The following is a 26,978-nucleotide window of genomic DNA, read 5'->3' as shown; positions in this document are numbered from 1 at the left end:
ATGTCCTCGGGCAGGGAGGTGGTGGGGGCGGCGACGATGCCGCCGGTGGGGGCGTAGGTGAGGCCCTTGAGGGTGATCAGGGAGCGGATCACGGCCTCGCGGTAGGGGCCTTGATAGGTGCACTGGTCGGCCCAGTCGTGCCAGAAGTCGGCGGTGGCGTCGAGCATGCCCTCGGCGTCCGGGGGCTTGGGCGCGTCGAGGTGGGAGGCCTGCCAGGTGAGGGCGAAGGCGATCCGTTCCCCGGCGGTGACGGTGAAGTCGGCGTAGGTGGTGAGGTCGCGGCCGTAGGTCTCGGCCCTGCCGTCCAGCCAGACCGAGTCGGGGCCGGCCACGGCGACGGTGCGGTGGCCGCCGTCTGCCTGCTCGACGCGGTGCACCCAGGGCACCACCCGGCCGTAGGAGAAGCGCATCCGCAGCGCGGAGCGCATCCGCACGGTGCCGGAGACGCCCTCGACGATCCGGATCACCTGGGGGACGGCGTCCTTGCCGGCCAGCGGGCGCGGCGGCATGAAGTCGATCACCCGGACGGTGCCGCCCTGGGCGTCCCACTCCTGCTCCAGGATCAGCGAGTCGCCCCGGTAGCGGCGGCGGTCGGCGGGCACGGCCGGGGCGGCGGCGGTGGGCGGGGGCACCCGCAGGTCGGCGGTCTCGGCGATGCGGACCCGTGCGGGCGAGGGGGCCGGGGCCGTCGCGGGGAGGGGGACCGAGGTGACGACGGCCTCGGCCGGGCCGATCCGCCAGAAGCCGTGTTCATCGGTGCCGAGCAGGCCGGCGAACACGGCCGGCGAGTCGAAGCGGGGAAGGCAGAGCCAGTCCACCGCCCCGTCCCTGCTGACCAGGGCAGCGGTCTGCATGTCCCCGATGAGTGCGTAGTCCTCGATACGGCCGGCCACGTGGATCTCCAGTTCGCAATGTGGTCAGGGCATCGGCGAGCGGAGGGAGCGAGCGGTCTGCGGGGCCGGAGGTCCACCCCGGGACGTCCGGCCTGCCGGGGGTGGTGGCGGGCCTTGCTGGAGTGTCCGCGGGGCTCGGTCGAGCCCCTGGAGTGGGTGGGGATGAGCGGGAATACGGGGAGGTCCGGTCGCGCATCGGGGACCGGGAGTGTCCTGACCCTCCCACGCCCTCCGCGTGCTCGTGCTGTCGGCGATGCGTCCGAGCAGCTTACGACGGACGAAAGGGGCGAAGCACGCGGACGCAGCCCGGTGTGGCGCCGCAATTCGGCGGAAATGCCGTGCATCGCGAGGGCGCGGCGCAGGATGGTCCGGAAGGATCACCTCCGCCTGGCCCGGCAGGGGGAGCCGGGATGGTCCGGACGGACACCGCGCTCTGGCCCGGTCCGGCGGGTTGTGCGACCGGTGTGAAACCTGTGGCGTGTGATGCGCCGGTCGTGCGCCCCGCGCGCGCTCCCGGCGCGGTGCGCGTGCCTCGATCGGCGTCCGGGTCGCGTCACTGATACCCTGGTATCCCGTGGACCGGCGGGATCAAACGCCCCGGACCAGCCGAACCGACGACCCAGTGAGCGCCGCGCACCGAGCCGGCCTCCCGTCACGGCGAACCCCGAGCCTCCCGCCCACGTCTGCTTCGACACGCGACCCACGGGAGCCCCCTCTTGGCACAGCCCCATTCCGGCAAGGCAGCGAACGGCCGCGCCGTGACGACCAAGCACCTCTTCGTCACCGGGGGTGTCGCCTCTTCGCTCGGAAAGGGGCTGACCGCCTCCAGCCTCGGCGCGCTGCTCAAGGCCCGCGGCCTGCGCGTGACGATGCAGAAGCTCGACCCCTACCTCAACGTGGACCCGGGCACCATGAACCCGTTCCAGCACGGTGAGGTGTTCGTCACCGACGACGGCGCCGAGACCGACCTGGACATCGGTCACTACGAGCGGTTCCTGGACACCAACCTGCACGGCTCGGCGAACGTCACCACCGGCCAGGTGTACTCGACGGTCATCGCCAAGGAGCGCCGCGGCGAGTACCTGGGCGACACCGTCCAGGTCATCCCGCACATCACCAACGAGATCAAGTCCCGGATCCGCCGGATGGCGACCGAGGACGTCGACGTGGTGATCACCGAGGTCGGCGGCACCGTCGGCGACATCGAGTCGCTGCCGTTCCTGGAGGCCGTCCGCCAGGTCCGCCACGAGGTCGGCCGGGACAACGTGTTCTTCGTGCACGTCTCCCTGCTGCCGTACATCGGCCCCTCGGGCGAGCTGAAGACCAAGCCCACCCAGCACTCCGTCGCCGCGCTGCGCAACATCGGCATCCAGCCCGACGCGATCGTGCTGCGCGCCGACCGCGAGGTCCCGCAGGCGATCAAGCGCAAGATCTCGCTGATGTGCGACGTGGACGAGGAGGCCGTGGTCGCGGCCATCGACGCCAAGTCGATCTACGACATCCCCAAGGTGCTGCACGGCGAGGGCCTGGACGCGTACGTGGTGCGCCGTCTGGACCTGCCGTTCCGCGACGTCGACTGGACCACCTGGGACGACCTGCTGCGCCGCGTCCACGAGCCGCAGCACATCGTCAAGGTCGCCCTGGTCGGCAAGTACATCGACCTGCCGGACGCGTACCTGTCGGTGACCGAGGCGCTGCGCGCCGGCGGCTTCGCCAACAACGCCCGGGTCGAGATCAAGTGGGTCACCTCGGACGACTGCGAGACCCCCGAGGGCGCCCGGGCGCAGCTCGGCGACGTCGACGCGATCTGCATCCCCGGCGGCTTCGGCGACCGCGGCGTCAACGGCAAGGTCGGCGCGATCACCTTCGCCCGCGAGAACAAGGTGCCGCTGCTGGGCCTGTGCCTGGGCCTGCAGTGCGTGGTCATCGAGGCGGCCCGCAACCTGGCCGGCCTGCCCGAGGCCAACTCCACCGAGTTCGACGCCGCCGCCAAGCACCCGGTCGTCTCCACGATGGCCGAGCAGCTGGCCATCGTCGACGGCAAGGGCGACCTGGGCGGCACCATGCGCCTGGGCCTGTACCCGGCCAAGCTCGCCGAGGGCTCGATCGTCCGTGAGGTCTACGGCGGCGAGCAGTACGTCGAGGAGCGCCACCGCCACCGCTACGAGGTCAACAACGCCTACCGCGCGGACCTGGAGAAGACCGGCCTGGAGTTCTCCGGCCTCTCTCCCAAGGGCGACCTGGTCGAGTACGTCGAGTACCCGCGCGAGGTGCACCCCTACCTGGTGGCCACCCAGGCCCACCCGGAGCTGAAGTCCCGCCCGACCCGCCCGCACCCGCTGTTCGCGGGCCTGGTCAAGGCGGCCATCGAGATCAAGACCGCGGTCTCCGAGTAGTCCTCCCCGGTCGTTCACCGAACGGCGGCCCCGCGATTCCCGCGGGGCCGCCGTTCGGCGTTAGATTGTGTCGTACTGACGAAAAGGGGAGAGCGATGGACGAGCAGAGCCGCCAGGGGATCGCCGACGTGGCCGAGGAGTGGGAGGTCCGGGCCGGCGGGACGCCCTTCCAGGGCAAGGTCACCGGGGTCCGCAGCGAGGAGGTCCGGATGCCCGACGGCAGCTGGGCCCGCCGCGACTACCAGACCCACCCCGGCTCGGTCTCGGTGCTCGCCCTGGACGACGAGCAGCGGGTGCTGGTGCTGCGCCAGTACCGCCACCCGGTGCGCCAGCGGCTGTGGGAGCTGCCCGCCGGCCTGCTCGACGTGCCCGGCGAGAACCCGTGGCACGCCGCGCAGCGCGAGCTGTACGAGGAGGCGTACTGCAAGGCCGGCACCTGGCGGATCCTCGCCGACTACTACACCTCCCCGGGCGGCACCGACGAGGCGCTGCGGATGTTCCTCGCCACCGACCTGGCGCCGGCCGAGGGCGAGCGCTACGCGGCCGAGGGCGAGGAGCAGGAGATCGAGGTCGCCTGGGTGCCGGTGCCGGAGCTGATCCGGCTGATCCAGGCCGGGAAGCTGCACAACCCGACCCTGGTCACCGGCACCCTCGCCGTGCACGCCGCGCTCACCGGCCCGGACGGGCTGGACGCGCTGCGCCCGGCGGACTCGCCCTGGCCGGCCCGCCCCTTCGAGGCCTGAGTCGGCCGCTCGGGGGACGGCCGGCCGCCGGTCGTTGAGTCGTTGGGGTGATTTGCGGATTCGTACGACCGGATGTCACCTCGGCTGAGCCGGACGGTCGAACTACGCTTCGCAGACAGGGCGCCCGTCCCGGGCCGCCTCCGCTGAACTCCGGAGGCCGGGCACCGGAAGCCGGGTGTCGGATGCCGAGCGCGGGATGACGTCGGGAGTGGCACGGGTGGCGAGGAAGACGGCGACGATGGACCCCGGCCCCGGCGCGCCCGCCGGGGCCGTCCCGGGCCTGGAGCGGCTGCCGGCCGCACCCACGCTGTTCGTCGGGCGGCGCGCCGAACTGGCCGCGCTGCGGGCGGCCGCCGCCCGCCCGGCGAGCGGGCGCTGCCCGGTGCTGGTGCTGGCCGGGCGCCCCGGCTCCGGACGGACCGTACTGGCCGCCCGCTTCGCCCGTACCGTCGCCGCCGACTACCCGGACGGCGTGCTGTTCGTCCGGCTGTCCGCCCCGGACGGCGGCCGGGTGCCGCCCGCCCGGGCCGCCCGGCTGCTGCTGGAGCAGCTCGACCCGCAGACCGCCGTGCCGCTGCCCGGGACGGGCGAGGACGGGCGGGACGAGCCGGGCTGCGTGGCGCTGCGCGAGGCGCTCGCCGGGCTGCGGGTGCTGCTCGTCCTGGACGACGTCCGGGACGCCGGGCAGGTGTGGCCGCTGCTCGCCGACGAACCGGGCTGCCTGGTGCTCGCCACCACGGCCGGGCCGCTCACCGGGATCGAGGACATCGACCCGGTGATCCTCGGCGGGCTGGACCGGCAGGCCTCCGGCGAGCTGCTGGCCGACCTGGTCGGCGGCACCCGGATCTCCTGCGACCCGGTCGGCGGGGCGGACCTCGCCGAGGCCTGCGCCTCCCGGCCGGCCGCGCTGCGGCTGATGGCGGGGTGGCTGCGCGGGAACCCGAAGATCGCGGTCACGGAGGCGGCGCGCGAGCTCAACCGGGTGGTGGGGGAGGAGACGGCGGTCACGGGGGCCGTCGCGGAGCCGGCCGCGGGCGGCGAGGCCGCCGCGGTTGCTTCGTCGAAGGAGAAGGAGAAGGAGAAGGGGAGGGCGCCGAAGAAGAAGGAGGGGGAGCGGGCGGCCAAGGCCTCCGGTGCCCCTTCGGCCGGGCCCGCCGGAGCGGCCGGAGCCGCCGGGCCGGGCGGGGCCGCTCGGGGCCCCTCGGGGAAGGCGGCCCCGGGGAAGCCGGCGGAGGGCCGGGCCGGTGAGCCCGCCGCGGCCGCCGCCGCGGTGACCGAGTCGGCCGGTGACCCGGCGGCCTGGGTGAAGCCCGGCCCGGAGCCGGCCGAGCCGGTGCCCGTCCCCGACAACGATCCGCTGCTCGGCGCGTTCAGCCTGCTGTACCGCGGGCTGCCGGCCGCCCAGGCGCGGATGCTGCGCACCCTCACCCTGGCCCCGGCGCAGACCGCCGACCCGCGCACCGCCTCCGCCCTGGTCGGCTGCCCGGTGCCGGACGCGGCCGCGACGCTGGCCGCGCTGGCCGAGCGGGAGCTGCTCGGCGAGGAGGCGCCGACCGCCGACGGCACCCCGCGCTACCGGGTGCCCGGGCGGCTCTACCCCCGACTGGTCCGGCTGCGCGAGCAGGAGGACCGGCCCACCGAGACCGAGCTGGCCCGGGCCCGGCTGCTGGAGCGGCTGGTCCGGCTCACCGAGTCGGCCCGCGCGCTGCTCGACCCGGCGGCCGGCCCCGGCTCCGGCCAGGACCCGCTGCCCGCCCCGCTGCGGCTGCGCTCGGCCGCGCACGCCCGCGAGTGGCTGCTCGGCGAGCGGGAGCTGCTGCTCGGCGCGGTGGCCGACGCGATCGGCCAGGGCGACCTGGACGGATCGGCCGGGCGGCTGGTCACCGCGCTGCTGCGGGCCCTGCCGCTGACCGGAGCCGCCGCCCCCACCGACCTCTACCGGCTGCACGAGCTGGTGCTGACCGTCGCCGAGCGCAACGGCCGGCCCCGCCGGGCCTCGGCCGCGCTGCTCAACCTGGGCGACCTCCAGGCCTCGGCGGGCCGCTGGGAGCAGGCCGCTGCCCACTACCGGGCCGCCCTGGAGCACGCCCGGAGGGCCGACGACGAACCGCTCTGCGCCCGGGCCCTGGAGAGCGCCGCCAACTGCCACCGGGCGCTCGGCGACGCGGTGCGGGCCGCCGACTGGTACGGCCGGGCGCTCGGCCTGCGGCAGGCGCTCGGGGACCACGCGGCCGAGGCCCGGCTGCTCGCCCGGGTGGCCGAGGCGCACACCGCGCAGCGCCGCTTCGACGAGGCCGACCGGGAGTACCGGGCCGCGCTCGCGGTGCTGCGCCGGCTGGGCGACGAGCGGGGCCTGGAGGCCGTCGGGGGCGCCCTCGCGGACCTGCGGGAACGCGTCGACGCCGGGTGGTGATGGGCCTTTCGGAGGTATTGTCGGAAGTGCCCGGTTACGACGTCTTTGGTGGGTAAGTCGCAGGGGAAGCCTACGAATCTGCCAATGTGTTCGGAAAATTTATTCACTTTGGAAGGCTGACACGCCGCCTGGGCTTCATTACACTCGAACTCAGTCGCGCAGCGATCCCGGCCCCGGGCTGTCCCGGAGGCTTCCCCACGTGCGCGTCGCCCACCGGTCTTCTCCGGTCGGGACCCCCATGGCAAGAGGACGTGTTTAGCCGTGAAGGTCGGCATCCCCCGCGAGGTCAAGAACCACGAGTACCGCGTGGCCATCACGCCCGCCGGCGTGCATGAGCTGGTCCGCAACGGACACGAGGTCTACATCGAGGACAACGCCGGTGTCGGCTCCTCGATCCCGAACGAGGAGTACGTGGCCGCCGGCGCCACCATCCTCCCCACCGCCGACGAGGTGTGGGCCACCGCCGACCTGCTGCTGAAGGTCAAGGAGCCCATCGCCTCCGAGTACCACCGGCTGCGCAAGGGCCAGACCCTCTTCACGTACCTCCACCTGGCGGCCGACCGGGCCGGCACCGACGCGCTGATCGCCTCGGGCACCACCGCCATCGCGTACGAGACCGTGCAGCTGTCGAACGGCGCGCTGCCGCTGCTCGCCCCGATGTCCGAGGTCGCGGGCCGTCTGGCCCCGCAGGTCGGCTCGTACCACCTGATGCGTCCGGCCGGCGGCCGCGGCACCCTGCCGGGCGGCGTGCCCGGCACCCACCCGGCCAAGGCCGTCGTCATCGGTGGCGGCGTCTCCGGCTGGCACGCGGCCACCATCGCCGTCGGCATGGGTTACGAGGTGACCCTGCTGGACCGCGACATCAACAAGCTGCGCGAGGCCGACCGCATCTTCGGCACCAAGGTCAAGACCATCGTCTCGAACTCCTTCGAGCTGGAGAAGGCCGTCCTGGAGGCCGACCTGGTGGTCGGCGCCGTGCTGATCCCGGGCGCCAAGGCCCCGAAGCTGGTCACCAACGAGCTGGTCTCCCGCATGAAGCCGGGCTCCGTGCTCGTCGACATCGCCATCGACCAGGGCGGCTGCTTCGAGGACTCGCACGCCACCACGCACGACGACCCGACCTTCAAGGTCCACAACTCGGTCTTCTACTGCGTGGCCAACATGCCGGGCGCCGTCCCGAACACCTCCACCTACGCGCTGACCAACGCCACCATGCCGTACGTGCTGGAGCTGGCCAACCGCGGCTGGAAGGACGCGCTGCGCCGCGACGCCGCGCTCGCCAAGGGCCTGAACGTGCACGAGGGCCAGATCACCTTCCCGGCCGTGGCCGAGGCCTTCGGCCTGGAGTCGGTCTCCCTGGAGAGCGTGCTCGCCTGAACCCCCTGACCGCCCGGCGGTCGTTCGCCCCCGACCCGATCCCTTCGGGCCGGGGGCTTCGCCGTGCCCGTGAACGGCGGGTGGATCGGGTAGGTCGCTCTGTCGTCAATATCTGTCGGTCACGTCACCCGCCCGCAGAAACGTTGGGGCCGGTGACCCGCTCATCCCTTGACAGCAGCCCGCTCGATAGTCGACACATCCTGCCCACTACCGTGGATTGTGTTGCTGCGAACGCCTTGAACGGCCTAGAGTCGCAAACCGTCGGCATGCTGCCACGCTGACGAATCGACATAGAGTCCTGGATGCCCAAGGAGGTAAGACGACTTGTGAATGAGTCGACAATTGCTCCCGGGGGTGGTCAGCCAGGACTGGCGGCGCTCACCGCCGGCCAGCCGAGTGAGGAGCCCGGGGCCCGGCAGCCCTCCGTGGGCTCGGCCGAGGTCGGCTCGGTCGCACTCCGTACTTTCGAAGCACGCCAGAACACAGCACAGGTGACCACGGTGACCGATCACGACGCCGACTTGGCGGCCTACGGCCTGGCCTACGGCGAGTTCGCCTACGGCGCCTACGACGACCCGGACGCCGAGTACGAGCCGGACCCGGAGTACGCCGCCACGCTGGCCCCCGACGCCGCGCGCCAGCGCCGCGAGCGGGTCGGCCCGACCGGCCGTCCGCTGCCGTACTTCCCGATCCCCGCGCCGGTCGCCGAGCACGGCCCCGCCCAGATCATCGCCATGTGCAACCAGAAGGGCGGCGTCGGCAAGACCACGTCGACCATCAACCTGGGCGCGGCGCTGGCCGAGTACGGCCGCCGGGTGCTGCTCGTCGACTTCGACCCGCAGGGCGCGCTCTCGGTCGGTCTCGGCGTCAACCCGATGGAGCTCGACGTCACCGTCTACAACCTGCTCATGGAGCGGGGCCTGACGGCCGACGAGGTGCTGCTGAAGACGGCGGTCCCGGGGATGGACCTGCTGCCGTCCAACATCGACCTCTCCGCCGCCGAGGTGCAGCTGGTCAGCGAGGTGGCCCGGGAGTCCGCGCTGGCGCGCGCCCTGAAGCCGCTGCTGCCCGACTACGACTACGTCATCATCGACTGCCAGCCCTCGCTGGGCCTGCTGACGGTCAATGCGCTGACGGCCGCTCACAGCGTGATCGTCCCGCTGGAGTGCGAGTTCTTCGCGCTGCGCGGTGTCGCGCTGCTGACCGAGACCATCGAGAAGGTCTGCGAGCGGCTCAACCCCGACCTGCGCCTGGACGGCATCCTGGCCACCATGTACGACTCGCGCACCGTGCACAGCCGCGAGGTGCTGGCACGCGTCGTCGAGGCGTTCGGCGAGCACGTCTTCCACACCGTCATCGGGCGGACCGTGCGCTTCCCGGAGACCACCGTCGCCGGCGAGCCCATCACGACGTACGCGACCAACTCGGTCGGTGCCGCCGCCTACCGCCAGCTCGCCAGGGAGGTGCTCGACCGGTGCCGCCCCGCCGAGTGAGTCTCCCGGGTGCCGACGAGCTGTTCCGGACCACGGGAGGGATGGCGCTGTCGCCCTCCCTCGCGCCGCGTCCGGCCGCCGAGGCATCCAGACCGGAGACCGCGCGGACCGTCAACGGCCGACCGGACGGCGCCGAGGGCACCGAGGCCGCCCAGGGCGCCCAGGACGACCGGCAGGTGACGCCGGAGCAGCAGGCGGGCGCCTCGGTGCCGGCGCCCGCGCAGCGGTCCGGAGCGGGCGTCGGGCCCGCCGCAGGCGTCGCCGCGGCCGGGCAGGCCGTCCAGGGCGGCCGGAGTGCCGCCCCGGCGGCCCGCACCCACCAGGGCGCCGCCGAGGAGCCGTCCGGTGCCGCCGGCCGTGCCCGGCCGCGCGGCCGCGCGCCGCGCCGGCCCAGCGGGCGCGAGCGGCACGACGAGAAGATCACGGTGTACGTGTCCGCCGAGGAGCTCATGGACCTGGAGCACGCCCGGCTGGTGCTGCGCGGTGAGCACGGCCTGGCCGTGGACCGCGGGCGGATCGTCCGGGAGGCCATCGCGGTCGTCCTGGCGGACCTGGAGCAGCGGGGCGAGGCCTCGATCCTGGTGCGGCGGCTGCGCGGCCGGTAGGCGGCGCGGAAGGGCGGCCGGCGGTTGCGCCGGGCGTCGAGGGGGGCCGCGGGCCCGGCGTGGGGAGGCCGCCGGAGCCGTGTCGGGCGCCGCAGGGCGCCGCAAGGGTGGCAGGAGGCCCGCGGGAGGCGGGCCGGAGGGCCGGCGACGTCCCGAGTGCCGGAGGGCCGTGTCGGGTGCCGCAGGGGCGTTCCCGGGGCCCGGGGGGACCCACCGTGGCCTGTTCGACGGGACGGGTGCGTGCGGAGGGGCTCGTACGGGCCGGTGAGCGCCGGCGGAGCGCCGGGCGGGCGCCGGTCCGGGGCGCGGATGGCACGGCGTGTCGGTCGGCCCCGGGCGGGGCCGGAGGCGGCGACGGGTGAAGATGGACCGTCATGCCCAGAACCGCCGGACCAGCCGCCACCGTCACCGCCACCACAGCCGCGAGCGCGACCGAGAACGAGTCGCGGGGCGGCTTCCGGGTACGGCTGGACAACTTCGAAGGCCCCTTCGACCTGCTGCTCAGCCTGATCGCCAAGCACCGGATGGACGTCACCGAGGTGGCGCTGGCCACCGTGACCGACGAGTTCATGGCGCACATCCGGGCGATGGGCCCCGACTGGGACCTGGACGCGGCGACCGAGTTCCTGGTGGTGGCCGCCACCCTGCTCGACCTCAAGGCCGCCCGGCTGCTCCCGGTGGCGGAGGTCGAGGACGAGGCCGACCTGGCCCTGCTGGAGGCCCGTGACCTGCTGTTCGCGCGGCTGCTCCAGTACCGGGCGTACAAGCGGGCCGCGGCGCTGTTCGGCGAACGCTGGGCGGCCGAGCTGCTGCGCCGGCCCCGGACCGCCGCCCTGGAGCCCCGGCACGCGGAGCTGCTGCCGGAGGTCGTCCTCGGCATCGGGCCGCGGCGGCTGGCCGAGCTGGCGGCCAAGGCGATGGAGCCCAGGCCCGCGCCGGTCGTGTACGTGGACCACATCCACACCCCGCCGGTGAGCGTGCGGGAGCAGGCCTCCCTGGTGGTGGGACTGCTCACCGAGCTGGGCGAGGCCTCGTTCCGGCGGCTGGTGGAGGACGCGCCGGACGACCTGGTGGTGGTCGCCCGCTTCCTGGCGCTGCTGGAGCTGTACCGGGAGCGGGTGCTCGCCTTCGAGCAGCCGGAGGCGCTCGGCGAGCTGCTGGTGCGCTGGGTGGCCGAGGAGGGGCGGAGCGCGGTCGAGGTGACGGACGAGTTCGACCGGCCGGCCGGTGAGGCCGGTGGAGACGGCGGGGTCGGTGGAGACGGCGGGGTCGAGGAGGGTCGGCGGCGATGAGCGGACGGGACGAGGGCGGGCGGCCGGTGCGGCGCCCGCTGGGGATGCCGGGGCGGCCGAGGGCCGAGGAGTGGCTGGAGCCGGCCTTCGCGCTGCTGCCGGACCCGGTGGAGCCCGCGGGGCCGGTCGTCGTGCACCAGAAGTCGGCCCCGCCGGCCTCCGGTGCCGAGGGGCCCGACGACGCCGGGCTGCGGGCCGACCTGGAGGCCGTGCTGATGGTCGTCGACGAGCCGGTGGCGGAGGAGCGGCTGGCCGGCGTGCTGGAGCGGCCCCGGGCCGAGGTGGCCGCCGCGCTGCGCGAGCTGTCCGCCGAGTACACGGCCCAGGGCCGCGGTTTCGACCTGCGGCTGGTCGCGGGCGGCTGGCGGTTCTACAGCCGGGACACCTGTTCCGCGGCCGTCGACCGCTTCCTCCTGGACGGCCGGCAGGCCCGGCTCAGCCAGGCCGCACTGGAGACCCTGGCGGTGATCGCCTACCGGCAGCCGGTGTCCAGATCCCGGGTTTCCGCCGTCCGTGGTGTGAACTGTGACGGCGTGATGCGTACCCTGGTACAGCGAGGACTGGTGGAAGAGGCCGGATCCGAGCCCGAAACAGGTGCGATCCTGTATCGGACGACGAACTACTTCCTGGAACGGATGGGGCTCCGCGGCCTGGACGAGCTGCCGGAGCTCGCTCCCTTCCTGCCCGAGGTCGACGACGTGGAAGCGGAGTCCCTGGAGGGCACGATGATCGCGGAGGCGGTCGCCGCCGCTGCCGCGCAGGCCGCGGACGGCAGTGGCGAGGCCGGTCGGGCCGGGCCCGATCGGTAGGGGGCGGTGAGGTCGGCCGAAACGACCGCACATCCCAGACGGAACGACGTACGGACACTTTGATGCGTAGCAGTGGCAACGGCAGGAACAGCAGCGGCGGCGGTAGCGGTCGCGGCGGACAGGGCGGGGGCCGGGGCGGCGGCTCCTCCTACGGCAGCGGCAGCAGTGGCGGCGGTAGCCGCGGCGGCTCGGGCTCGCGCGGGGGTTCGTACGGCGGCAGCGGTGGCGGCTCCTCCTACGGCGGCGGCCGTGGCGGTTCGGGCTCGGGTTCGCGCGGCGGCTCGTACGGCGGCGGCAGCGGTGGCGGTTCCTCGTACGGGGGCGGCCGTGGCGGTTCGGGCTCGGGTTCGAGCGCGGGTTCGCGCGGCGGCTCGTTCGGCCGTGACGACCGGCGCGACGACCGCCGTCGGGACGACCGTCGGGACGACCGGCGCTACCCGGACCGCCCGCTGCGGCCCGAGGAGCGCCGGTACGACCGCCCCGAGTACGGCGGCGGCCCCAACGCCACCCCGGCCCGCGGCGGCTACGCCGGCCGGCGCCCCAGCCCGGCCCCGCGCCCGCGCCGTGAGGGCCAGGGCGCCCCGGGCGACCCGCGCCGTCAGCCGCAGCGCTCCCGCGAGCTCCAGGCCAAGATCGAGGACGCCGTCCTCGCCCGGCACGACAAGCCGGCCGTCAAGCTGCCCAAGACCTTCGGCGAGCCCGAGGGCGAGCGCCTCCAGAAGGTGCTGGCCCGGGCCGGCATCGGCAGCCGGCGCGCCTGCGAGGAGCTGATCGAGCAGGGCCGGGTCGAGGTCAACGGCAAGCGCGTCACCGAGCAGGGCAAGCGGGTCGACCCGCAGAACGACGAGATCAAGGTGGACGGCCTGACCGTCGCCACCCAGTCGTACCTGTTCTTCGCGCTGAACAAGCCGGCCGGCGTGGTCTCCACCATGGAGGACCCGGACGGCCGCCAGTGCCTGGGCGACTACGTGACCAACCGGGAGACCCGGCTGTTCCACGTCGGCCGCCTGGACACCGAGACCGAGGGCATCATCCTGCTCACCAACCACGGTGAGCTGGCCCACCGCCTCACCCACCCGCGCTACGGCGTGACCAAGACCTACCTGGCCGCGATCCAGGGCCCGATCCCGCGCGACCTGGGCAAGCGGCTGGCCCAGGGCGTGGAGCTGGAGGACGGCTACGCGCGCGCCGACAGCTTCAAGGTCATCTCCAACATCGGCAAGAACTACATGGTCGAGGTGACCCTGCACGAGGGCCGCAAGCACATCGTCCGCCGGATGCTGGCCGAGGCCGGCTTCCCGGTCGAGAAGCTGGTGCGCACCCACTTCGGCCCGATCGCCCTGGGCGACCAGAAGTCGGGCTGGCTGCGCCGCCTGACCAACCCGGAGGTCGGCCAGCTGATGCGCGAGGTCGGCCTGTAGGCCCCGTCCGCTCCACCGGAGCCCCCGGTCGCACATGCTGCGGCCGGGGGCTCCGGCGTTCCCGCGGCGGGGTCGGGTCGGCGTGCGGGCGTCCGTGCGCGGACGCCCGGTGCGGATGTGCTGTGGGGATGTCCGGGGGCGGATGTCCACGTTTCGGACGGGTCGTGTGAGCCGGGACGCAACCGCTGGTCACGGCCTTGTCAGCGCCATGATCCGTGGCCGAGGATGGCCACCGGAGCGCCGCCCCGCCCGGTGGCGGGAGTGCGCCAGCACGGGGTGCGCGGGTCGGGGCGGGAGCGGCCGACGGAAACGGGCGAGCAGGGGGAGAGGGCGTCGTGTCCGATGCAGCACTGGGGCGGGCCGGCGGACAGGCCCTCGGCGCGCTGGGACTGGCGGAGCCGGACGGGCAGGTCTACGCGGCCCTGGTGGCCAGCCCGCAGTCCACGGCGGAGGAGCTGGCGGAGAGCTGCGGGCTGACGTTCCAGCAGAGCGTGCGGGCCCTGGACCGGTTGGCGCAGCAGGGCATGGCCACCCGGGCGCCGGTGGACCGGCACCGCTACCTGCCCGTCCCCCCGGACGTCGCGATCGGCACCCTGATCGGCCACCGGGAGTCGGAGCTGCGCTACGCCCGGGCCGAGATGCACCGGCTGATGGACGCCTTCCGGGAGGCCTCGCGGTACACCGACCCGGCGCACTCGGTGGAGGTGCTGACCGGCGGCGAGGCGATCGCCCAGCGGCTGGAGCACATCACCGAGACCAGCCAGTACCAGGTGCGCGGCTTCGACCGCCCGCCGTACATCCAGGACCCGGTGGCGCCGTTGACCCTGCAGCGGCGGCGGCTGCGCGAGGGCGTGAAGTTCCGGACGGTCTACGACCGGGAGGCGGTGGCCTGGCCGGGGCGGCTGGAGAAGAACATCCTGGTCGGCGTCGAGGACGGCGAGGAGGCGCGGGTCCGGCCGACGCTGCCGATGAAGATGATCATCTCGGACGACCGGATGGCGATCATCCCGATCAGCGTCGGCGACAGCGTGCTGGACGCCGCGTACGTGATCCACCCCTCGGCGCTGCTCCAGGCGCTGGACACGCTGTTCGAGGCGGAGTGGGAGCGGGCCGTCCGCCTGCAGGCGGCGGTCGGCACCGAGGACGCCGGGTCGGAGCCGGAGACCGACCACCGCAAGCTGCTGGGCCTGCTGGCGGCCGGTCTCACCGACGAGTCGATCGCCCGGTCGCTCGGCTGGAGCGCCCGGACCACCCAGCGCCGCCTCCAGAGCCTGATGCGCTCGCTGGGCGCCACCACCCGCTTCCAGGCCGGGATGGCGGCCCGGGAGCGGGGGTGGCTGTAGCGGGGACGGGAGGCCCCGTCAGCTCCAGGGGCTGAGCGAGGCCCAGCGGCCGTCCGGGCCGCGCTCGACCTTCTCCAGGCCGACCACGGCGGTGCGGTTCAGCCGCCCGTAGATGTGCGGGAACAGCACGCCCGGAGTGGCACCCGGCGGCGGGGCGCCGTGCGGGGCCTCCCACTTCACCATCGGCTCCACCAGCGACTCCTCGATCAGCAGCGCCATCAGCGGGTCGGGGGTGTCGGAGAAGAAGGCGTTGGCCACCGCGAGCGCCGTCCGCTCGTCCGCCGAGCAGTGGATGAACCCGTCGGTGAGCAGCGACGCGGTGGCGTACGGGCGGCCGGGGTCGGACAGCCAGTCGTCCAGGGGGGCGAGGTGGAGGATCATGGTTCCTTTTCTACCCGTTGTCTCCGGATTTGGTCCTGGGGTGCCGCCCGCGGCGGTCAGAGCCCGGCCACCTTGGCGGAGGCGGACACCTCGTACACCAGGGTGAGGGTGCGCCGGGCGCCGGGGGCGAGCGGGACGTCCCAGCGGACGATCCCCTCGGCGTCGAAGGAGTCCGGCGCCGGGGAGCACTCCTCCTTGCGCAGCCGCACCTCGACCGCCGACACCTCGGAGACCGGCACCCGCTCGCGCACCGTGACGACCCGCTCGTCGCGCTCCTCCGGGCCGGAGAAGCGGGACAGGTGCAGCCGGACCGTCCGGGTGGTGGTCTGGCGGCCGGTGAGGCCGGCGGTGGCCTGGCGCTCCTCGCTCTCCCGGACCACCCGGTAGCCGTCCGAACTGCCGAAGGACAGCTCGGCCTCGGCGCCGGCGGCGGTGAAGCGCAGCTCGCCGCGGCCGGTGAAGCCGCTGCCGCGGACCAGCTCGACCGGGCCGGACAGCAGCGGGTGCCCGGCCGCGTTGCGGAACCGGACCACCTGGGTGACCAGCGGGGACAGCTCCGGGGCGCAGGCGTACTCGCTGCCCGCCGGGCCGGTGAAGGCGCCCAGCGGCACCCGGTGCGCCCGGCCGTCGGAGGGCACGGTCGCGGGGGCGGGGGCGGGCAGCACCCGGACCTCGCCGCCGTCGTCCACGCCCGGCACCCGGGAGGCCGGGCCCAGGACGGCGACCGCCTCCTCGCGCAGCTCGACCTCGACCGTGCGGCGCTCCTCGTCGGTGCGCTCGCGCAGCACCAGGACGTCCTCGGCCACCGCGGGCGGGGCGGTGGCGAGGGCGGAGCGGGCGGTGGAGAAGGTGAGCCGGGCGTTCGTCCAGTCCTCGCCGGTGCGCTGCCAGACCACCGCCTCCGACTCCAGGCGCAGCTCGCCGCCGTCCAGGGTCGCCCGGTAGGAGGGCCGCCACAGCGCGCAGGGCACCAGGTGGGAGACGGTCAGCTCGGCGGGGCCGGGCCGCGCCGCCTCGACCGTGAGCTCCAGGTGGGCGGTCAGCTCGGCCGGGTCCTCCTCGGCCTCGTCCAGGGCGGTCAGGGCCTGCGAGCGCTCCTCCTCCAGGCGGCGCAGCCGGGAGTGGGTGGCGCGCAGCTCCTCGCCGTAGCGCTCCCGCTCGGCGTCCACCCGGTCGAGCTCCCGGGCCCAGCGGTTGGGTTCGAGCTCGCCGAGGCCGGCCGCCTCGCCGATCTCGCGCAGCAGGTCCGCGGAGAGCTGGGCGAGCAGGGCCAGCCGGGCCTCCAGCCGGGCCCGGGCCTGGTCGGCCAGCCGGCTCTCGGCGTCCAGCCGGTGCAGCCGGTGGCGCAGGTCGGAGTCCTCCGGGCCTGGCGGCAGCGGGGCGCGCGGGGCCCAGCCGCGCACCAGCCGGGACTCCAGCACCCGGACGCCGTCGGTGCCGGACTCGACGCGCAGGGTGCGGTCGACGGCGAGGGCGGTGAGCGGGCCGAGGCGCAGCCGCTGCACGCCCGCGGCGAGCGCGACCGTCGTGCCGCGCTCGACCTGGCCGCGGTCCTCCAGGCAGGTCACGGCGGTGACGGGGAGGGGACGGGTCTCGACGGTCATCGCTCAGTTCCTCCGGTTTCCGCCGACGATGGCCTTTCCGGCCGGGATCTTGATCAGGTAGCCGCCGTCCAGTTCGGTGCGTCCGCCCGGCGGCAGGTCGACCCGCCAGAGCCGGGTGCTGGGCGGGCAGTCCGGCGTGGAGACGGTCGGGGCGTGCCAGTCGGCCCGCTCCTCGATCCGGATCTCGGCGTCGGAGCCGACCGGCACCCGCTCGCGGACCTCCACCGTGACGGCGCGTCCGAGCCGGTTGGCCAGTTGGACGTGCACCCGGTGGTCGAGGACGGTGCTGTTGCCCTTCAGCATGCCGGTGGTGGACTCGTGCAGCTCGGTGCGGCGCGCCACCTCGATGCTCTCGGCGACACCGATGCCCAGCCGACGGGTGCCGCCGGGGGCCAGCGTGGGCAGGGCGGCGGTGAGCAGGAACTCGTCGTCCACGGTGACCTCGGCCGGGCCGGCCAGGACGGCCTGGTCGGTGCGGTTGGCGAGCACCAGGGTCGCGTACACCTTCTCCTCGACGGCGGGGACGGTGACGTACTCGGGGCGGACGGCGAGTGGGATCTCACCGACGGTGACGGTGTGCCAGGTGCCGTCGGACGGGATGTCGGCGGGGGCGGCGGCGTCGAAGCGGTGGTCGAAGGAGCCGGCCGACTCGCGGGGCGGGACGGCGTGCCGGGGGAGGGCGAGGGTGCGGAGCTGCGCGGTGCCGGCGCCGCCGGGTGCTGTCCAGGCGGGTTCCTCGTACTCGAATCGCTCGAACTGTGCGGGCCGTGTGATGCGGCCGGTTCGTTCGGGGCGGGGGTGCAGGGTGCCGCGCCGGGTGGCGGGCTCCTCGGGGCCGGCCAGGACGAGGTCGGGGTAGTCGAGCAGGGTGGCGTCCGGGGCGAGGCCGGGTGGCGGCGGGGGCGGGGCGCCGTGGCCGACGCGACGGCGGGCCTCCCCGGGCGGGAAGCCGCCCGGGCCCTGCGGCGGCGGCGCGGCGGCGGCGACCGGGTAAGGGGTGGGCGGCGGGGCGCCGTAGCCGGCGAAGCCGCCGGGGGCGATCGGGGCGCCCGGCTCGATCGGGGCACCGGGTGGCGCGGGCATCGGCTGGTCGGCGTTCAGCAGGCCGCCTCCGCCGTACGGGACGGTGGGGGCGAACTGCTCCTCGGCCGCGAAGGCCTCGGCCCGGGAGCCGCCCGGACGGACGCCGCCGAGGCGGGCGGAGCGGGGCGCCACGGCGGCCGACACCGCGATCGGGGTCTCGCGTCGCGGGGCGGGTCGGTCGGCGCCGGCCGCGTCGTAGCCGGTGAAGAGGTCGGCCAGGCCGGCCGGGGGCTCGCGCCAGCCGGAGGGCGGCGGGGCGGGTTGGCTGCGGCCGATCCGCAGCGAGGCGAGCCGGGGCAGGTCGGTGCGGCGGTCGAGGTCGGCGGTGGACAGGGCGAGGCGCACGCCCGTCCAGTCCTCGCCGGTGCGCTGGGCGACGGCGGCGCGCAGGACCAGGTGGGCCGTGTCGGCGCCGGTCCGGTAGGACAGCCGGTAGGCCGGGACCCAGCGGGCGGCGGGGACGCCGTACTCCAGTTCCAGCTCCAGTTCCATGGTCTGGTCCTGGTCCTGGTCCTGGTCGTGGCCCTGGTCCTGGTCCTGGTCGGGGTGGGTGCTCGCGGTGGTGAGGGTGAGCAGGACGGTGGTGCTGGTGCCGACCGGTTCGGTCCGGTCGGCGGTGGACGCCCGCTCCAGCCGGTCGGCGGCCAGGTCGCGCTCGTGGTCGGCGAGTTCCAGCTGCCGGGTGAGCTCCTCGGCGCGCTCCTGGAGCCGGGCCAGCCGCTCCTCGACGAAGTCGGCGAGCTCCAGCCAGGCGTCGGCGGGCGTGCGGCGCAGCGGTTCGTCGCGTCGGCGCTGCGGGGGGACGGCGCGCAGCGCGGCGGTCTCCGCGACCGAGGCCTGGACCAGCCGCAGGCGTTCGCCGAGCGCGCTGCGGCGCTCGTTGGCCTCGTCCAAGTCCCGCTTCAGTTCCGGGAGTTCGTCCGGTTCACGGAGTTCGGCGAGCAGCTCCAGCCGGGCCTCGGTGACGGCGGCGCCGGCCGGTCCGGCGAGCACCCGGGCGCGTAGCGAGCGGCCGTCCAGGGCGGCGGGCAGGCCGGTCAGCCGCAGCCGTCCGCCGGGCGGGACCGGGACGGTCGCCCGTCGGCGGCACACCGCGCCCTCGGCGTACACGACGACGGAGTCCAGGGCCGACGGGTGGGCCGGTACGGCCGGCGGTTTCGACTGCCCGCTCCGGCCGCTGTGCTGATCGTCCATGCGCAACCCCTTCGTTCGCGTGTCGCCCGCCGCGTGGCGCTCGTCGTGCTGTCCTGCTGTCCTGCTGTTCCCGCGGTGCTCGCCCGTGCCTTCCCCTTTCCCGGGCGGCCAGTCTGCCCGGCTTCGGGGCGGACGTCGCAGGATTTCCGGGTGCGGCGCGTGCACTGTGTGGGACGGGGGCGGGCGCGTGGCGGTTGCCGGTGCCGGAAGCTGCCGGGGCCGCCCCCGTGGTTGCCGGGTGGCGGGTGGGGACTTGGGCGGGGCGGATGAGGGAGGATGGGGCGCGGGTGCTCCCGGACGGTTCCGGCACCTGTCGAGAATCGTGATGAGGAGAGCGACCCGCCATGCGCACTGCCGTCGTCGTCGGCACCGGACTGATCGGCACCTCCGCCGCGCTCGCCCTGACCGCTCGCGGGCTGACCGTCCACCTGGAGGACGCCGACCCGGACGCGGCCCGCACCGCCGAGTCGCTCGGCGCGGGCATCACCGACCCGGTCGACGGCCCGGTGGACCTGGCGATCATCGCCGTGCCGCCCGCGCTGGTCGGCAAGGTGCTCGCCGACTGCCAGCGCCGCAACCTGGCCCACTGGTACACCGACGTCGCCAGCGTGAAGGCCGGTCCGGGCAGCGAGGTCGCCGAGCTCGGCTGCGACACCGTCCACTACATCGGTAGTCACCCGATGGCCGGCCGCGAGCGCTCCGGCCCGCTGGCCGCCCGCGCCGACATCTTCGAGGGCCGCCCCTGGGTGCTCACCCCGACCGCGGACACCGACACCGAGACGCTCAATGCCGCGCTGGAGCTGGTCGCGCTCTGCGGCGCGGTGCCGATCGTGATGGACGCCGCCGAGCACGACCGGGCGGTCGCCCTGGTCTCGCACGCCCCGCAGCTGGTCTCCTCGCTGGTCGCGGCCCGCCTGGAGAACGCCGACGAGACCGCCATAAGGCTCTCCGGCCAGGGCGTGCGCGACGTCACCAGGATCGCCGCCTCCAACCCCGGTATGTGGGTCGACATCCTCTCCGCCAACGCCGGCGCGGTCGCCGACGTGCTGGAGGGGGTCGCCCGCGACCTCGGCGAGACCGTCACCGCGCTGCGCGCCATGCAGGCCGACGAGGAGGGCGAGCGCCGGGTGGGCGCGGCCGGGATCGAGGCGGTCATGCGGCGCGGCAACACCGGCCAGGCCCGCATCCCCGGCAAGCACGGCGCGCCGCCCACCCGCTACGAGACCCTGGCGGTCGTCCTGGGCGACCAGCCGGGCGAGCTGGGCCGGCTGTTCGGGGAGGTCGGCGAGGCCGGGGTCAACATCGAGGACGTCGTCATCGAGCACTCGACCGGGCAGCAGGTCGGCTTCGTCCAGCTGTCGGTGGCGCCGACGGCGGTGAAGCGGCTGACCAAGGCGCTGCGGGCGAGCGGCTGGAGCGTACGGGACTGAGGTGCGGGGCGTGCGGGACTGAAGGTGCGGGGCGTGCGGGGCTGAGGTGCGGGGCCGGTCCGGGCGGGTCGGAGGGGCCTGGCGGTCGGGCCTGGTTTCGGGCTTGGTCTCGGGCCTGGTCCCGGGCCTGGTCCCGGGCCCGGAGGTCGGCCGACCGGCGGCGGAGCGGGTCACGGCGGCGGTCCATTAACCTTGAGGGAGACATCCCCGGCCGTCCGCCTGCCCAGGCTCCGGCTCCCATGCTCAGAGAGAGGTTCGCCCGTGGACACTGCCGACCGAGCGCACGCCCCGGTCGTCGTCGCCATCGACGGACCCTCCGGCTCCGGCAAGTCGACCGTCTCGCGGGCGGTCGCCGCCCGGCTGGGCCTGAGCTTCCTGGACACCGGCGCCATGTACCGGGCGATGACCTGGTGGATGCTGGTCAACGAGGTCGACGTCGAGGACCCGGAGGCGGTGGCCGTCGCGTGCGGCAAGCCCGTCATCGTGTCGGGGACGGACGCCGACGGCCCCACCATCACGGTGGACGGCCAGGACGTGTCCGGCCCGATCCGCGGCCCCGAGGTGACCGCCAAGGTCAGCGCCGTGTCCGCGGTGCCGGCCGTACGGTCCCGGCTGGTGGACTTGCAGCGCGGCTGCGCCGAGGTTGCCGAGCGCGGCATCGTCGCCGAGGGCCGGGACATGGGGACCGTGGTGTTCCCGCAGGCCACCGTCAAGGTCTTCCTGACCGCCTCCGTGGAGGCCCGGGCCGCGCGCCGGGCGGCCGAGCTGCGGGCCAAGGGCGTGGACGAGGCGACCATCACCGCGATGGCCGCCGACCTCGCGCGCCGTGACGCCGCCGACTCCTCGCGGGAGACGGCCCCGCTGGCCCAGGCCGCGGACGCGGTGCTGGTGGACACCAGCGAGCTCACCCTGGAGCAGGTGATCGACCGGATCGCCGGGCTGGTGGAGGAGCGGGCCGGGCTGTCGTCGGTCTGACCGACCGATCGGCCGATGGTCCGACCGACTGATCGGCTGATCGGCCGACCGGACATCGGACCGGCGCTGATCGACCGGGTACCGGAGCGGCCGTGGAGGCCGGTCCGACCCACTGAACGAACCGCGGGCCGTCGAGGCGCCGCGGCGGAAACCATCGCGCTGCCCCGAGCGGGGCAGGTACGCACGGCACGCCCCTGGGAAGGGCCGGGCCGGGAAACGGAACAGACGAACATGACCGCAGAGCACGACACCGCCGATCACGGCGGGCTGGACGCCGCCGACTACGCCGAGTTCATGGCCCTCGCGGCCGAGGAGGGCATCGACCTCGACGGCTTCGACGCCGAGGACGGCGGCGCGCACGTCCGGCTGCCGGTGCTGGCCGTGGTCGGCCGCCCGAACGTCGGCAAGTCGACCCTGGTGAACCGCATCATCGGCCGCCGCGAGGCCGTCGTCGAGGACAAGCCGGGCGTCACCCGCGACCGGGTCACGTACGAGGCCAGCTGGAACGGCCGCCGCTTCAAGGTGGTCGACACCGGCGGCTGGGAGATCGACGTCCTCGGCATCGACGCCATGGTGGCCGCCCAGGCCGAGCTCGGCATCGAGCAGGCCGACGCGGTGCTGTTCGTGGTGGACGCCAAGGTCGGCGCCACCGACACCGACGAGGCCCTGATCAAGATCATCCGCCGGGCCGGCAAGCCGACCGTCCTGTGCGCCAACAAGGTCGACGGCCCCTCCACCGAGGCCGAGGCCGCCTACCTGTGGTCGCTGGGCCTGGGCGAGCCGTACCCGGTCTCCGCCCTGCACGGCCGCGGCTCCGGCGACCTGCTGGACGCCGTCATGGACGCGCTGCCCGAGGCCCCGCCGCAGACCTTCGGCGACGCCGCCCCCGGCGGCCCGCGCCGCATCGCGCTGATCGGCCGGCCCAACGTCGGCAAGTCCAGCCTGCTGAACAAGGTCGCCGGCGAGGAGCGGGTCGTCGTCAACGAGCTGGCCGGCACCACCCGCGACCCGGTCGACGAGATGATCGACCTCGGCGGCAAGACCTGGAAGTTCGTGGACACCGCCGGTATCCGCCGCCGGGTCCACCTGACCGCCGGCGCCGACTTCTACGCCTCGCTGCGCACCTCCTCCGCGCTGGAGAAGGCCGAGGTCGCGGTCGTCCTGATCGACGCCAGCGAGACCCTCGCCGAGCAGGACACCCGGATCATCTCGATGGCCGTCGAGGCCGGGCGCGCCGTCGTCGTCGCCTACAACAAGTGGGACCAGCTCGACGAGGAGCGCCGCTACTACCTGGAGCGCGAGATCGAGCGCGACCTCGTCCAGGTGCAGTGGGCCCCGCGGGTCAACGTCTCGGCCAAGACCGGCCGGCACATGGAGAAGCTCGTCCCGGCGATCGAGACCGCGCTGGAGGGCTGGGAGACCCGCATCCCGACCGCGCGCCTGAACGCCTTCCTCGGCGAGCTGGTCGCCGCCCACCCGCACCCGATCCGCGGCGGCAAGCAGCCGCGTGTCCTGTTCGGCACCCAGGCGGGCACCCGTCCGCCGCGCTTCGTGCTGTTCGCCTCGGGCTTCCTGGAGGCCGGCTACCGGCGCTTCATCGAGCGCCGGCTGCGCGAGGAGTTCGGGTTCGTCGGGACGCCGATCTCGATCTCGGTGCGGGTCCGGGAGAAGCGCAAGAAGAAGTAGTAGGAGCAGCAGTCGGTAGGACCGGTCGGTCCGCCGACCGACGGCCGGAGGGCCTCGCCACGGTGGTGGCGGGGCCCTCCGGCGTGTCCGGGGTGGGTTTCCCGGTCGGGGCCGGTCCGGGGTGCGGGCCGGGTGTCAGCGGTGGTCGACGGTGGGGCCCGGGGGGAGGGAGAGCATCTGGCGGTGGCGGCCGCCACTGGACGGCGCGGGGGCCAGACCGGTGGCCGTGCCCATCACCGGGGAGGGCGCGGGCGGCGCCGGCGGTGCGGGCGCGGGCACCGGCATCGGGTGCGGAGCCGCGCCCAGGTAGCCGGCCGCGACCCAGCCCTGACCATCGGTGAACTGGGCGGCGGGGACGGCGGGTTGGTCCTGGACGGGGGCCGGGGCGGCGAGGCCGAGGCCGTCGCCGGTGGGGGACTCGGGGTGGTGGCCGTGGTGGTGGCCGGTGCTGTGGGTACCGGGGTGGGCGCTGCTGGTGTGACGGCCGGTGTGGCTTCCGGCGTGCGTGCCGGGGTGGCCTCCGCCGGTGTGGTTGCCGGTGTGGGAGTTGCTGTGGGGAGTGGCGTGGGCGCCGGTGTGGCCCCCGCTGTGACTGTGCTGCTGGCCGCCGGTGGAGCCGGAGCCGTGGTGCTGGGAGCCCGGCATGAACTGGGGGAGGCCCGGCGTCTGGCCCGGGAGGGTGTGGAAGGTCTGCTGCTGGGGCGGGTACGGGCGCTGCTCGCCGTGCAGCGGGTAGCTGTCGCGGACCGCGAAGCCGGTGAACTTCAGGTCCTCCTCGTTCGAGCGGTCACCGGGCAGGGCGCGGAAGAGGCGCCGGTACTCGGAGTACAGCTCGTCGTAGATCGGCGTCGCGGAGTGCGGGTGCTCGGCGTCGTAGGAGGGGCGCATGCCCGGGATCGAGCGCGAGGCGCTGGCGGACCGGCCGGGGGACGCGGAGACGTCGTAGCTGTACACGTAGGGGCCAACGAGCGAGAGGGGCGGGGGATGCGGGCCCTGGGGGCGGGGGTGCGCCTACACGCCGGAGTGCGCAACGGGTGCGCGCGCCGGGCGGGGTGTGGGCACGCCGGGGCGGACGCGGGCACGGCGGAGTGAAGCGGGGAGCGCAGGGCACGGGCGGGGTGCGGCGGGGTGTTCCCCGGCATGGCGCGCGGCTGGGTGTCGCGGGCGTGCGCCCGCCGGACGGCTGCCGTGGGGTGGGAGGCGGCCGTCCGGCGGGTCGGGGCGCGGAGCCGGATCAGGTGCCGGCGAGCGGGAGGGAGGCGGCGACCACCTGGCCCAGCGCCACCGCCCGTTCCAGCGCCTGGCGCAGCAGGTCCTCGCGGGGCTGCCGGCCGACCATGCCGGCCGGTACGGCGTACATCGTCACCTCGGAGAGCTGGCTCGCGGCCATCCGCCAGGCGTCGGTGACCTGGAGCGGCTGGTGCGCCTGCCACCAGCCGGTGCTGCCGCCGGCCGCGGCGGGCTGGAGGATCGCGTGCAGCTTGCCCATCGCGACCAGGACGGACCAGCCGGGCAGCTGGTCCGGGGTCTCGTCCAGGTCGGTGACGGGCTGGAAGCCGGCGTCCTGGAGCAGGTCGAGGAACTCGTCCTCGCCCGAGGTGCTGCCGGGGCGGCCGACCGGCCCGGTCGGCTCGACCACCAGCGAGGCGTGCCCGACCTTGCCGTGCAGGACCAGCCCGCAGGTGATGCCGAGGATGGCGGCCTGGCCGGGGGCGGCCGGCTGGGTCGGGGCCGGGCCGACGGGCGCGGCCGGCGCGGGGGCGCTCGGCACGGCGGCGGGGACGGCGAGGTCCGGGCCGCCGGGCTGGGTCTGGCTGATGCTGCGGACGGCGCCCGCCAGCTGCTCCTCGGAGACCGGGACGACCTGGGAGGGGATGCAGCGGGCGTGCGCGAAGGCGAGGACGGCGGTCTCGTCGCCGACGAACAGCACGGTGCTGGTGGGCTCCACGTGCGTGTCGCCGGGAGTCCGGCAGGAGGTGCACTCGTAGCCGTCGGGGGCGCGGTCGCCACCTAGCAGGCGGTCGGCTTCGTCGTCGCCGATCTCGGACCGGACCTCGTCGCTGACGTCGAGCATGCGCGGCACAGGGTCTCCTCGGATGGGTGTGGATGGGGTGCTGGGGCGGACACGGAGAGGTCGCCATGCCCAACGGGCCCTTGTGTCAGGCGTCACGGGTGCCCCTGGAGGCTGACGTGAATTGCCTCGGATCCGACCGCACCGCGTGTTCTCGTGGTCGCAATCTGTCGATGTCGGTGCCGGGACTGCCGGAATCAAACAGTGAGGTGAGTCACGGAGTCCGGATGTTTGATCTAGGAATCGACGGTTAAAGCGGACAATTCGGGCATGATTGCATGGTCGTTACCGCTGGTAACCCTTGGCTGAGCTGGGCAGACCGTCGAAGTTTTGGATTCCCCGTTGATCGGCTCGTAGCTTCTTGGACGGCGCAACGAGCGCCACCCGGGTTCACCCCCGACGCACAGCCCCCCGGTCCGCCGGGCGTGGCAGGTGCCCGCCGACGCGATCGCTCGAACACGTCGTCGGCGAGCGGCTGGGTGGCCGGGGCGGCAAGCGGCACGTCCGACACGTGCCCGGCCGCCCGACGGACGCAGCGAGTGATCACGGCCCTTCCCGGGGTCTGGTTCCGCATGCCCGCCCGGGGCTGTCGAGAGGAACCTCATGACCTTCCGTAACGAGACCGCCGCTGCCACCACCTCCACCGCCACCAAGCGCAACCGCGTTCGGATGGCTGTCGTGGCGGGCGCCGCTGTCGCGGCCCTGCCGGTGGCCGGCCTCGTCACGGCCACCTCGGCCTCCGCCGCCTCCGTCTCCACCTGGGACGCCGTCGCCCAGTGCGAGAGCGGCGGCAACTGGGCCATCAACACCGGCAACGGTTTCTACGGCGGTCTGCAGTTCACCTCCAGCACCTGGGCCGCGTTCGGTGGCACCGCCTACGCGTCGCAGGCCAACCAGGCCACCAAGGCGCAGCAGATCGCCGTCGCGGAGAAGGTCCTCGCCTCGCAGGGCCCGGGCGCCTGGCCCGTCTGCTCCGTCAAGGCCGGCCTGACCAAGGGCGGCGCCCCGGCCGCCGTCGACACCTCGGCGGGCTCCGCCGCCGGCTCGACCGCCGCCAAGCCGGCGCAGACCCCGAAGCCCGCCGCCAAGCCGGCCGAGGCCCCGAAGGCCGCGCCCAAGGCCCAGGCCGCGCCGAAGGCTCAGGCCGCGCCGAAGAACGACGCCGCCGCGCCGAAGGCTGCCGCCCCGAAGGCCGACGCCCAGAAGTCCGCGCCGAAGGCCGACCAGGGCGCCAAGTCCTGGAACCGCTCGAACGACGCCAAGCCGGCCGCCACGGGCGACTACACCGTCAAGGCCGGTGACACCCTGAGCTCCATCGCCGCCGCGCAGGGCCTGGACTGGCACGACCTGTACCAGAACAACGCCAAGGTCATCGGTGGCAACCCGGACCTGATCTTCCCGGGCCAGACCCTCAGCATCTGAGGTCTGCCCAGCTGAGGCCTCCTCGAGCACGTGAGGCCCCGTGCGCGGCCGGTGTCGGCTGCCCGGGGCTCACCGTGCCGGTGCCCGACCGGGTGCCGATGTGCTGACCTGTCGGTTCGCTGATCTGTCGGTGTGTCGGCTGTCGGTGCGTCGACGTACGGATGTGCGTACCGATGTGCACGGCTTTCACGGCCGCTTCTCCGCCGCGCGGGTTCCTCCGCCGGTCGGGGGAGCGGCCGTCGGCGTTCCTGCGGGCGGGAGTCGGGGTGCGCGGGGGCGTGCCCGCCGTCGGCGGCGGCCGGGCTGGGCGCGGGGCTGGGCCCGAGTGGGCGCGGGTCGGCCCAGGC

Annotated in this window: 20 protein-coding genes; 14 read left to right on the top strand and 6 right to left on the bottom strand. The window is 74.6% G+C overall.

Going from position 1 to position 26,978, the window contains the following annotated elements; translation table 11 throughout:
- Nucleotides 1-893 (bottom strand): glycoside hydrolase family 15 protein (locus tag ACFVXH_RS40440; RefSeq protein ID WP_387831170.1); only part of this gene is annotated, 893 nt, incomplete at its 3' end.
- A 716-nt stretch (nucleotides 894-1,609) separates the two neighbouring features.
- Here ACFVXH_RS40440 and ACFVXH_RS40435 point away from each other — a divergent pair.
- The 10 genes from ACFVXH_RS40435 to ACFVXH_RS40390 all read left to right on the top strand — a co-directional run bounded on the left by ACFVXH_RS40435 (nucleotide 1,610) and on the right by ACFVXH_RS40390 (nucleotide 14,785).
- Complete coding sequence (locus ACFVXH_RS40435) at nucleotides 1,610-3,289, top strand: CTP synthase (protein WP_375875575.1); 1,680 nt, start codon at nucleotides 1,610-1,612, stop codon at nucleotides 3,287-3,289.
- A gap of 95 nt (nucleotides 3,290-3,384) precedes the next feature.
- Complete coding sequence (locus tag ACFVXH_RS40430; protein ID WP_049658738.1) at nucleotides 3,385-4,032, top strand: NUDIX hydrolase; 648 nt, start codon at nucleotides 3,385-3,387, stop codon at nucleotides 4,030-4,032.
- A gap of 217 nt (nucleotides 4,033-4,249) precedes the next feature.
- The gene (locus ACFVXH_RS40425) at nucleotides 4,250-6,445 is read left to right on the top strand and encodes a tetratricopeptide repeat protein (protein ID WP_380781871.1); all 2,196 of its coding nucleotides are present in this window, start codon (nucleotides 4,250-4,252) and stop codon (nucleotides 6,443-6,445) included.
- 261 nt (nucleotides 6,446-6,706) lie between these two features.
- Nucleotides 6,707-7,822 (top strand): alanine dehydrogenase, encoded by a 1,116-nt coding sequence (gene ald, locus ACFVXH_RS40420; RefSeq protein ID WP_049659955.1) that lies wholly within the window; start codon nucleotides 6,707-6,709, stop codon nucleotides 7,820-7,822.
- A 425-nt stretch (nucleotides 7,823-8,247) separates the two neighbouring features.
- Nucleotides 8,248-9,315: a ParA family protein gene (locus ACFVXH_RS40415; RefSeq protein ID WP_369808367.1), complete on the top strand. Its 1,068-nt coding sequence runs from the start codon at nucleotides 8,248-8,250 to the stop codon at nucleotides 9,313-9,315.
- A gap of 41 nt (nucleotides 9,316-9,356) precedes the next feature.
- On the top strand, nucleotides 9,357-9,920 hold the full coding sequence (locus tag ACFVXH_RS40410; protein WP_074004691.1) for a hypothetical protein: 564 nt from the start codon (nucleotides 9,357-9,359) through the stop codon (nucleotides 9,918-9,920).
- Nucleotides 9,921-10,294: 374 nt separating this feature from the next.
- Nucleotides 10,295-11,212 (top strand): segregation and condensation protein A, encoded by a 918-nt coding sequence (locus tag ACFVXH_RS40405; RefSeq protein ID WP_375875578.1) that lies wholly within the window; start codon nucleotides 10,295-10,297, stop codon nucleotides 11,210-11,212.
- Between the two features lie 215 nt (nucleotides 11,213-11,427).
- On the top strand, nucleotides 11,428-12,021 hold the full coding sequence (locus ACFVXH_RS40400) for an SMC-Scp complex subunit ScpB (protein WP_234348713.1): 594 nt from the start codon (nucleotides 11,428-11,430) through the stop codon (nucleotides 12,019-12,021).
- A gap of 62 nt (nucleotides 12,022-12,083) precedes the next feature.
- Nucleotides 12,084-13,442, top strand: coding sequence for a pseudouridine synthase (locus ACFVXH_RS40395; protein WP_387831169.1), 1,359 nt, complete (start codon nucleotides 12,084-12,086; stop codon nucleotides 13,440-13,442).
- A gap of 335 nt (nucleotides 13,443-13,777) precedes the next feature.
- Nucleotides 13,778-14,785: a helix-turn-helix domain-containing protein gene (locus ACFVXH_RS40390; protein ID WP_049659479.1), complete on the top strand. Its 1,008-nt coding sequence runs from the start codon at nucleotides 13,778-13,780 to the stop codon at nucleotides 14,783-14,785.
- Nucleotides 14,786-14,803: 18 nt separating this feature from the next.
- On the opposite strand, the gene ACFVXH_RS40385 is transcribed toward ACFVXH_RS40390, so the two are convergent.
- The 3 genes from ACFVXH_RS40385 to ACFVXH_RS40375 are packed head-to-tail and all read right to left on the bottom strand — an operon-like array spanning nucleotide 14,804 to nucleotide 19,047.
- Nucleotides 14,804-15,166, bottom strand: coding sequence for a DUF952 domain-containing protein (locus ACFVXH_RS40385; RefSeq protein ID WP_049659481.1), 363 nt, complete (start codon nucleotides 15,164-15,166; stop codon nucleotides 14,804-14,806).
- Nucleotides 15,167-15,222: 56 nt separating this feature from the next.
- Complete coding sequence (locus tag ACFVXH_RS40380) at nucleotides 15,223-16,770, bottom strand: mucoidy inhibitor MuiA family protein (protein WP_387831168.1); 1,548 nt, start codon at nucleotides 16,768-16,770, stop codon at nucleotides 15,223-15,225.
- A gap of 3 nt (nucleotides 16,771-16,773) precedes the next feature.
- Entirely contained in the window at nucleotides 16,774-19,047 is a 2,274-nt protein-coding gene (locus ACFVXH_RS40375; protein WP_387831167.1) for a DUF4139 domain-containing protein, read from the bottom strand.
- Between the two features lie 344 nt (nucleotides 19,048-19,391).
- On the opposite strand from ACFVXH_RS40375, the gene ACFVXH_RS40370 reads away from it, so the two are divergent.
- The 3 genes from ACFVXH_RS40370 (at nucleotide 19,392) to der (ending at nucleotide 23,138) form a co-directional block, all read left to right on the top strand.
- Nucleotides 19,392-20,477 (top strand): prephenate dehydrogenase, encoded by a 1,086-nt coding sequence (locus ACFVXH_RS40370; RefSeq protein WP_049658411.1) that lies wholly within the window; start codon nucleotides 19,392-19,394, stop codon nucleotides 20,475-20,477.
- Nucleotides 20,478-20,738: 261 nt separating this feature from the next.
- A complete protein-coding gene (gene cmk / locus ACFVXH_RS40365; protein WP_049658412.1) occupies nucleotides 20,739-21,452 on the top strand; it encodes a (d)CMP kinase in 714 nt (237 codons plus the stop codon).
- Nucleotides 21,453-21,683: 231 nt separating this feature from the next.
- Nucleotides 21,684-23,138: a ribosome biogenesis GTPase Der gene (gene der, locus ACFVXH_RS40360; protein WP_049658414.1), complete on the top strand. Its 1,455-nt coding sequence runs from the start codon at nucleotides 21,684-21,686 to the stop codon at nucleotides 23,136-23,138.
- A gap of 135 nt (nucleotides 23,139-23,273) precedes the next feature.
- On the opposite strand, the gene ACFVXH_RS40355 is transcribed toward der, so the two are convergent.
- Both ACFVXH_RS40355 and ACFVXH_RS40350 read right to left on the bottom strand, forming a co-directional pair.
- Complete coding sequence (locus ACFVXH_RS40355; protein ID WP_387831166.1) at nucleotides 23,274-24,026, bottom strand: hypothetical protein; 753 nt, start codon at nucleotides 24,024-24,026, stop codon at nucleotides 23,274-23,276.
- A 346-nt stretch (nucleotides 24,027-24,372) separates the two neighbouring features.
- Nucleotides 24,373-25,221 carry a hypothetical protein gene (locus ACFVXH_RS40350; protein ID WP_375875585.1) on the bottom strand — a complete coding sequence of 283 codons (849 nt, stop codon included), beginning with the start codon at nucleotides 25,219-25,221 and terminating at the stop codon, nucleotides 24,373-24,375.
- Nucleotides 25,222-25,812: 591 nt separating this feature from the next.
- Here ACFVXH_RS40350 and ACFVXH_RS40345 point away from each other — a divergent pair.
- Nucleotides 25,813-26,631 (top strand): transglycosylase family protein, encoded by an 819-nt coding sequence (locus ACFVXH_RS40345; protein ID WP_387831165.1) that lies wholly within the window; start codon nucleotides 25,813-25,815, stop codon nucleotides 26,629-26,631.
- The last annotated feature ends 347 nt before the right edge of the window (nucleotides 26,632-26,978 follow it).

It is taken from the genome of Kitasatospora sp. NPDC058184 (assembly GCF_042883725.1).
GTDB lineage: Bacteria > Actinomycetota > Actinomycetes > Streptomycetales > Streptomycetaceae > Kitasatospora.
The sequence above is the reverse complement of the archived record's forward strand: the minus strand, read 5'-3'. Positions and strand labels throughout refer to the sequence as shown.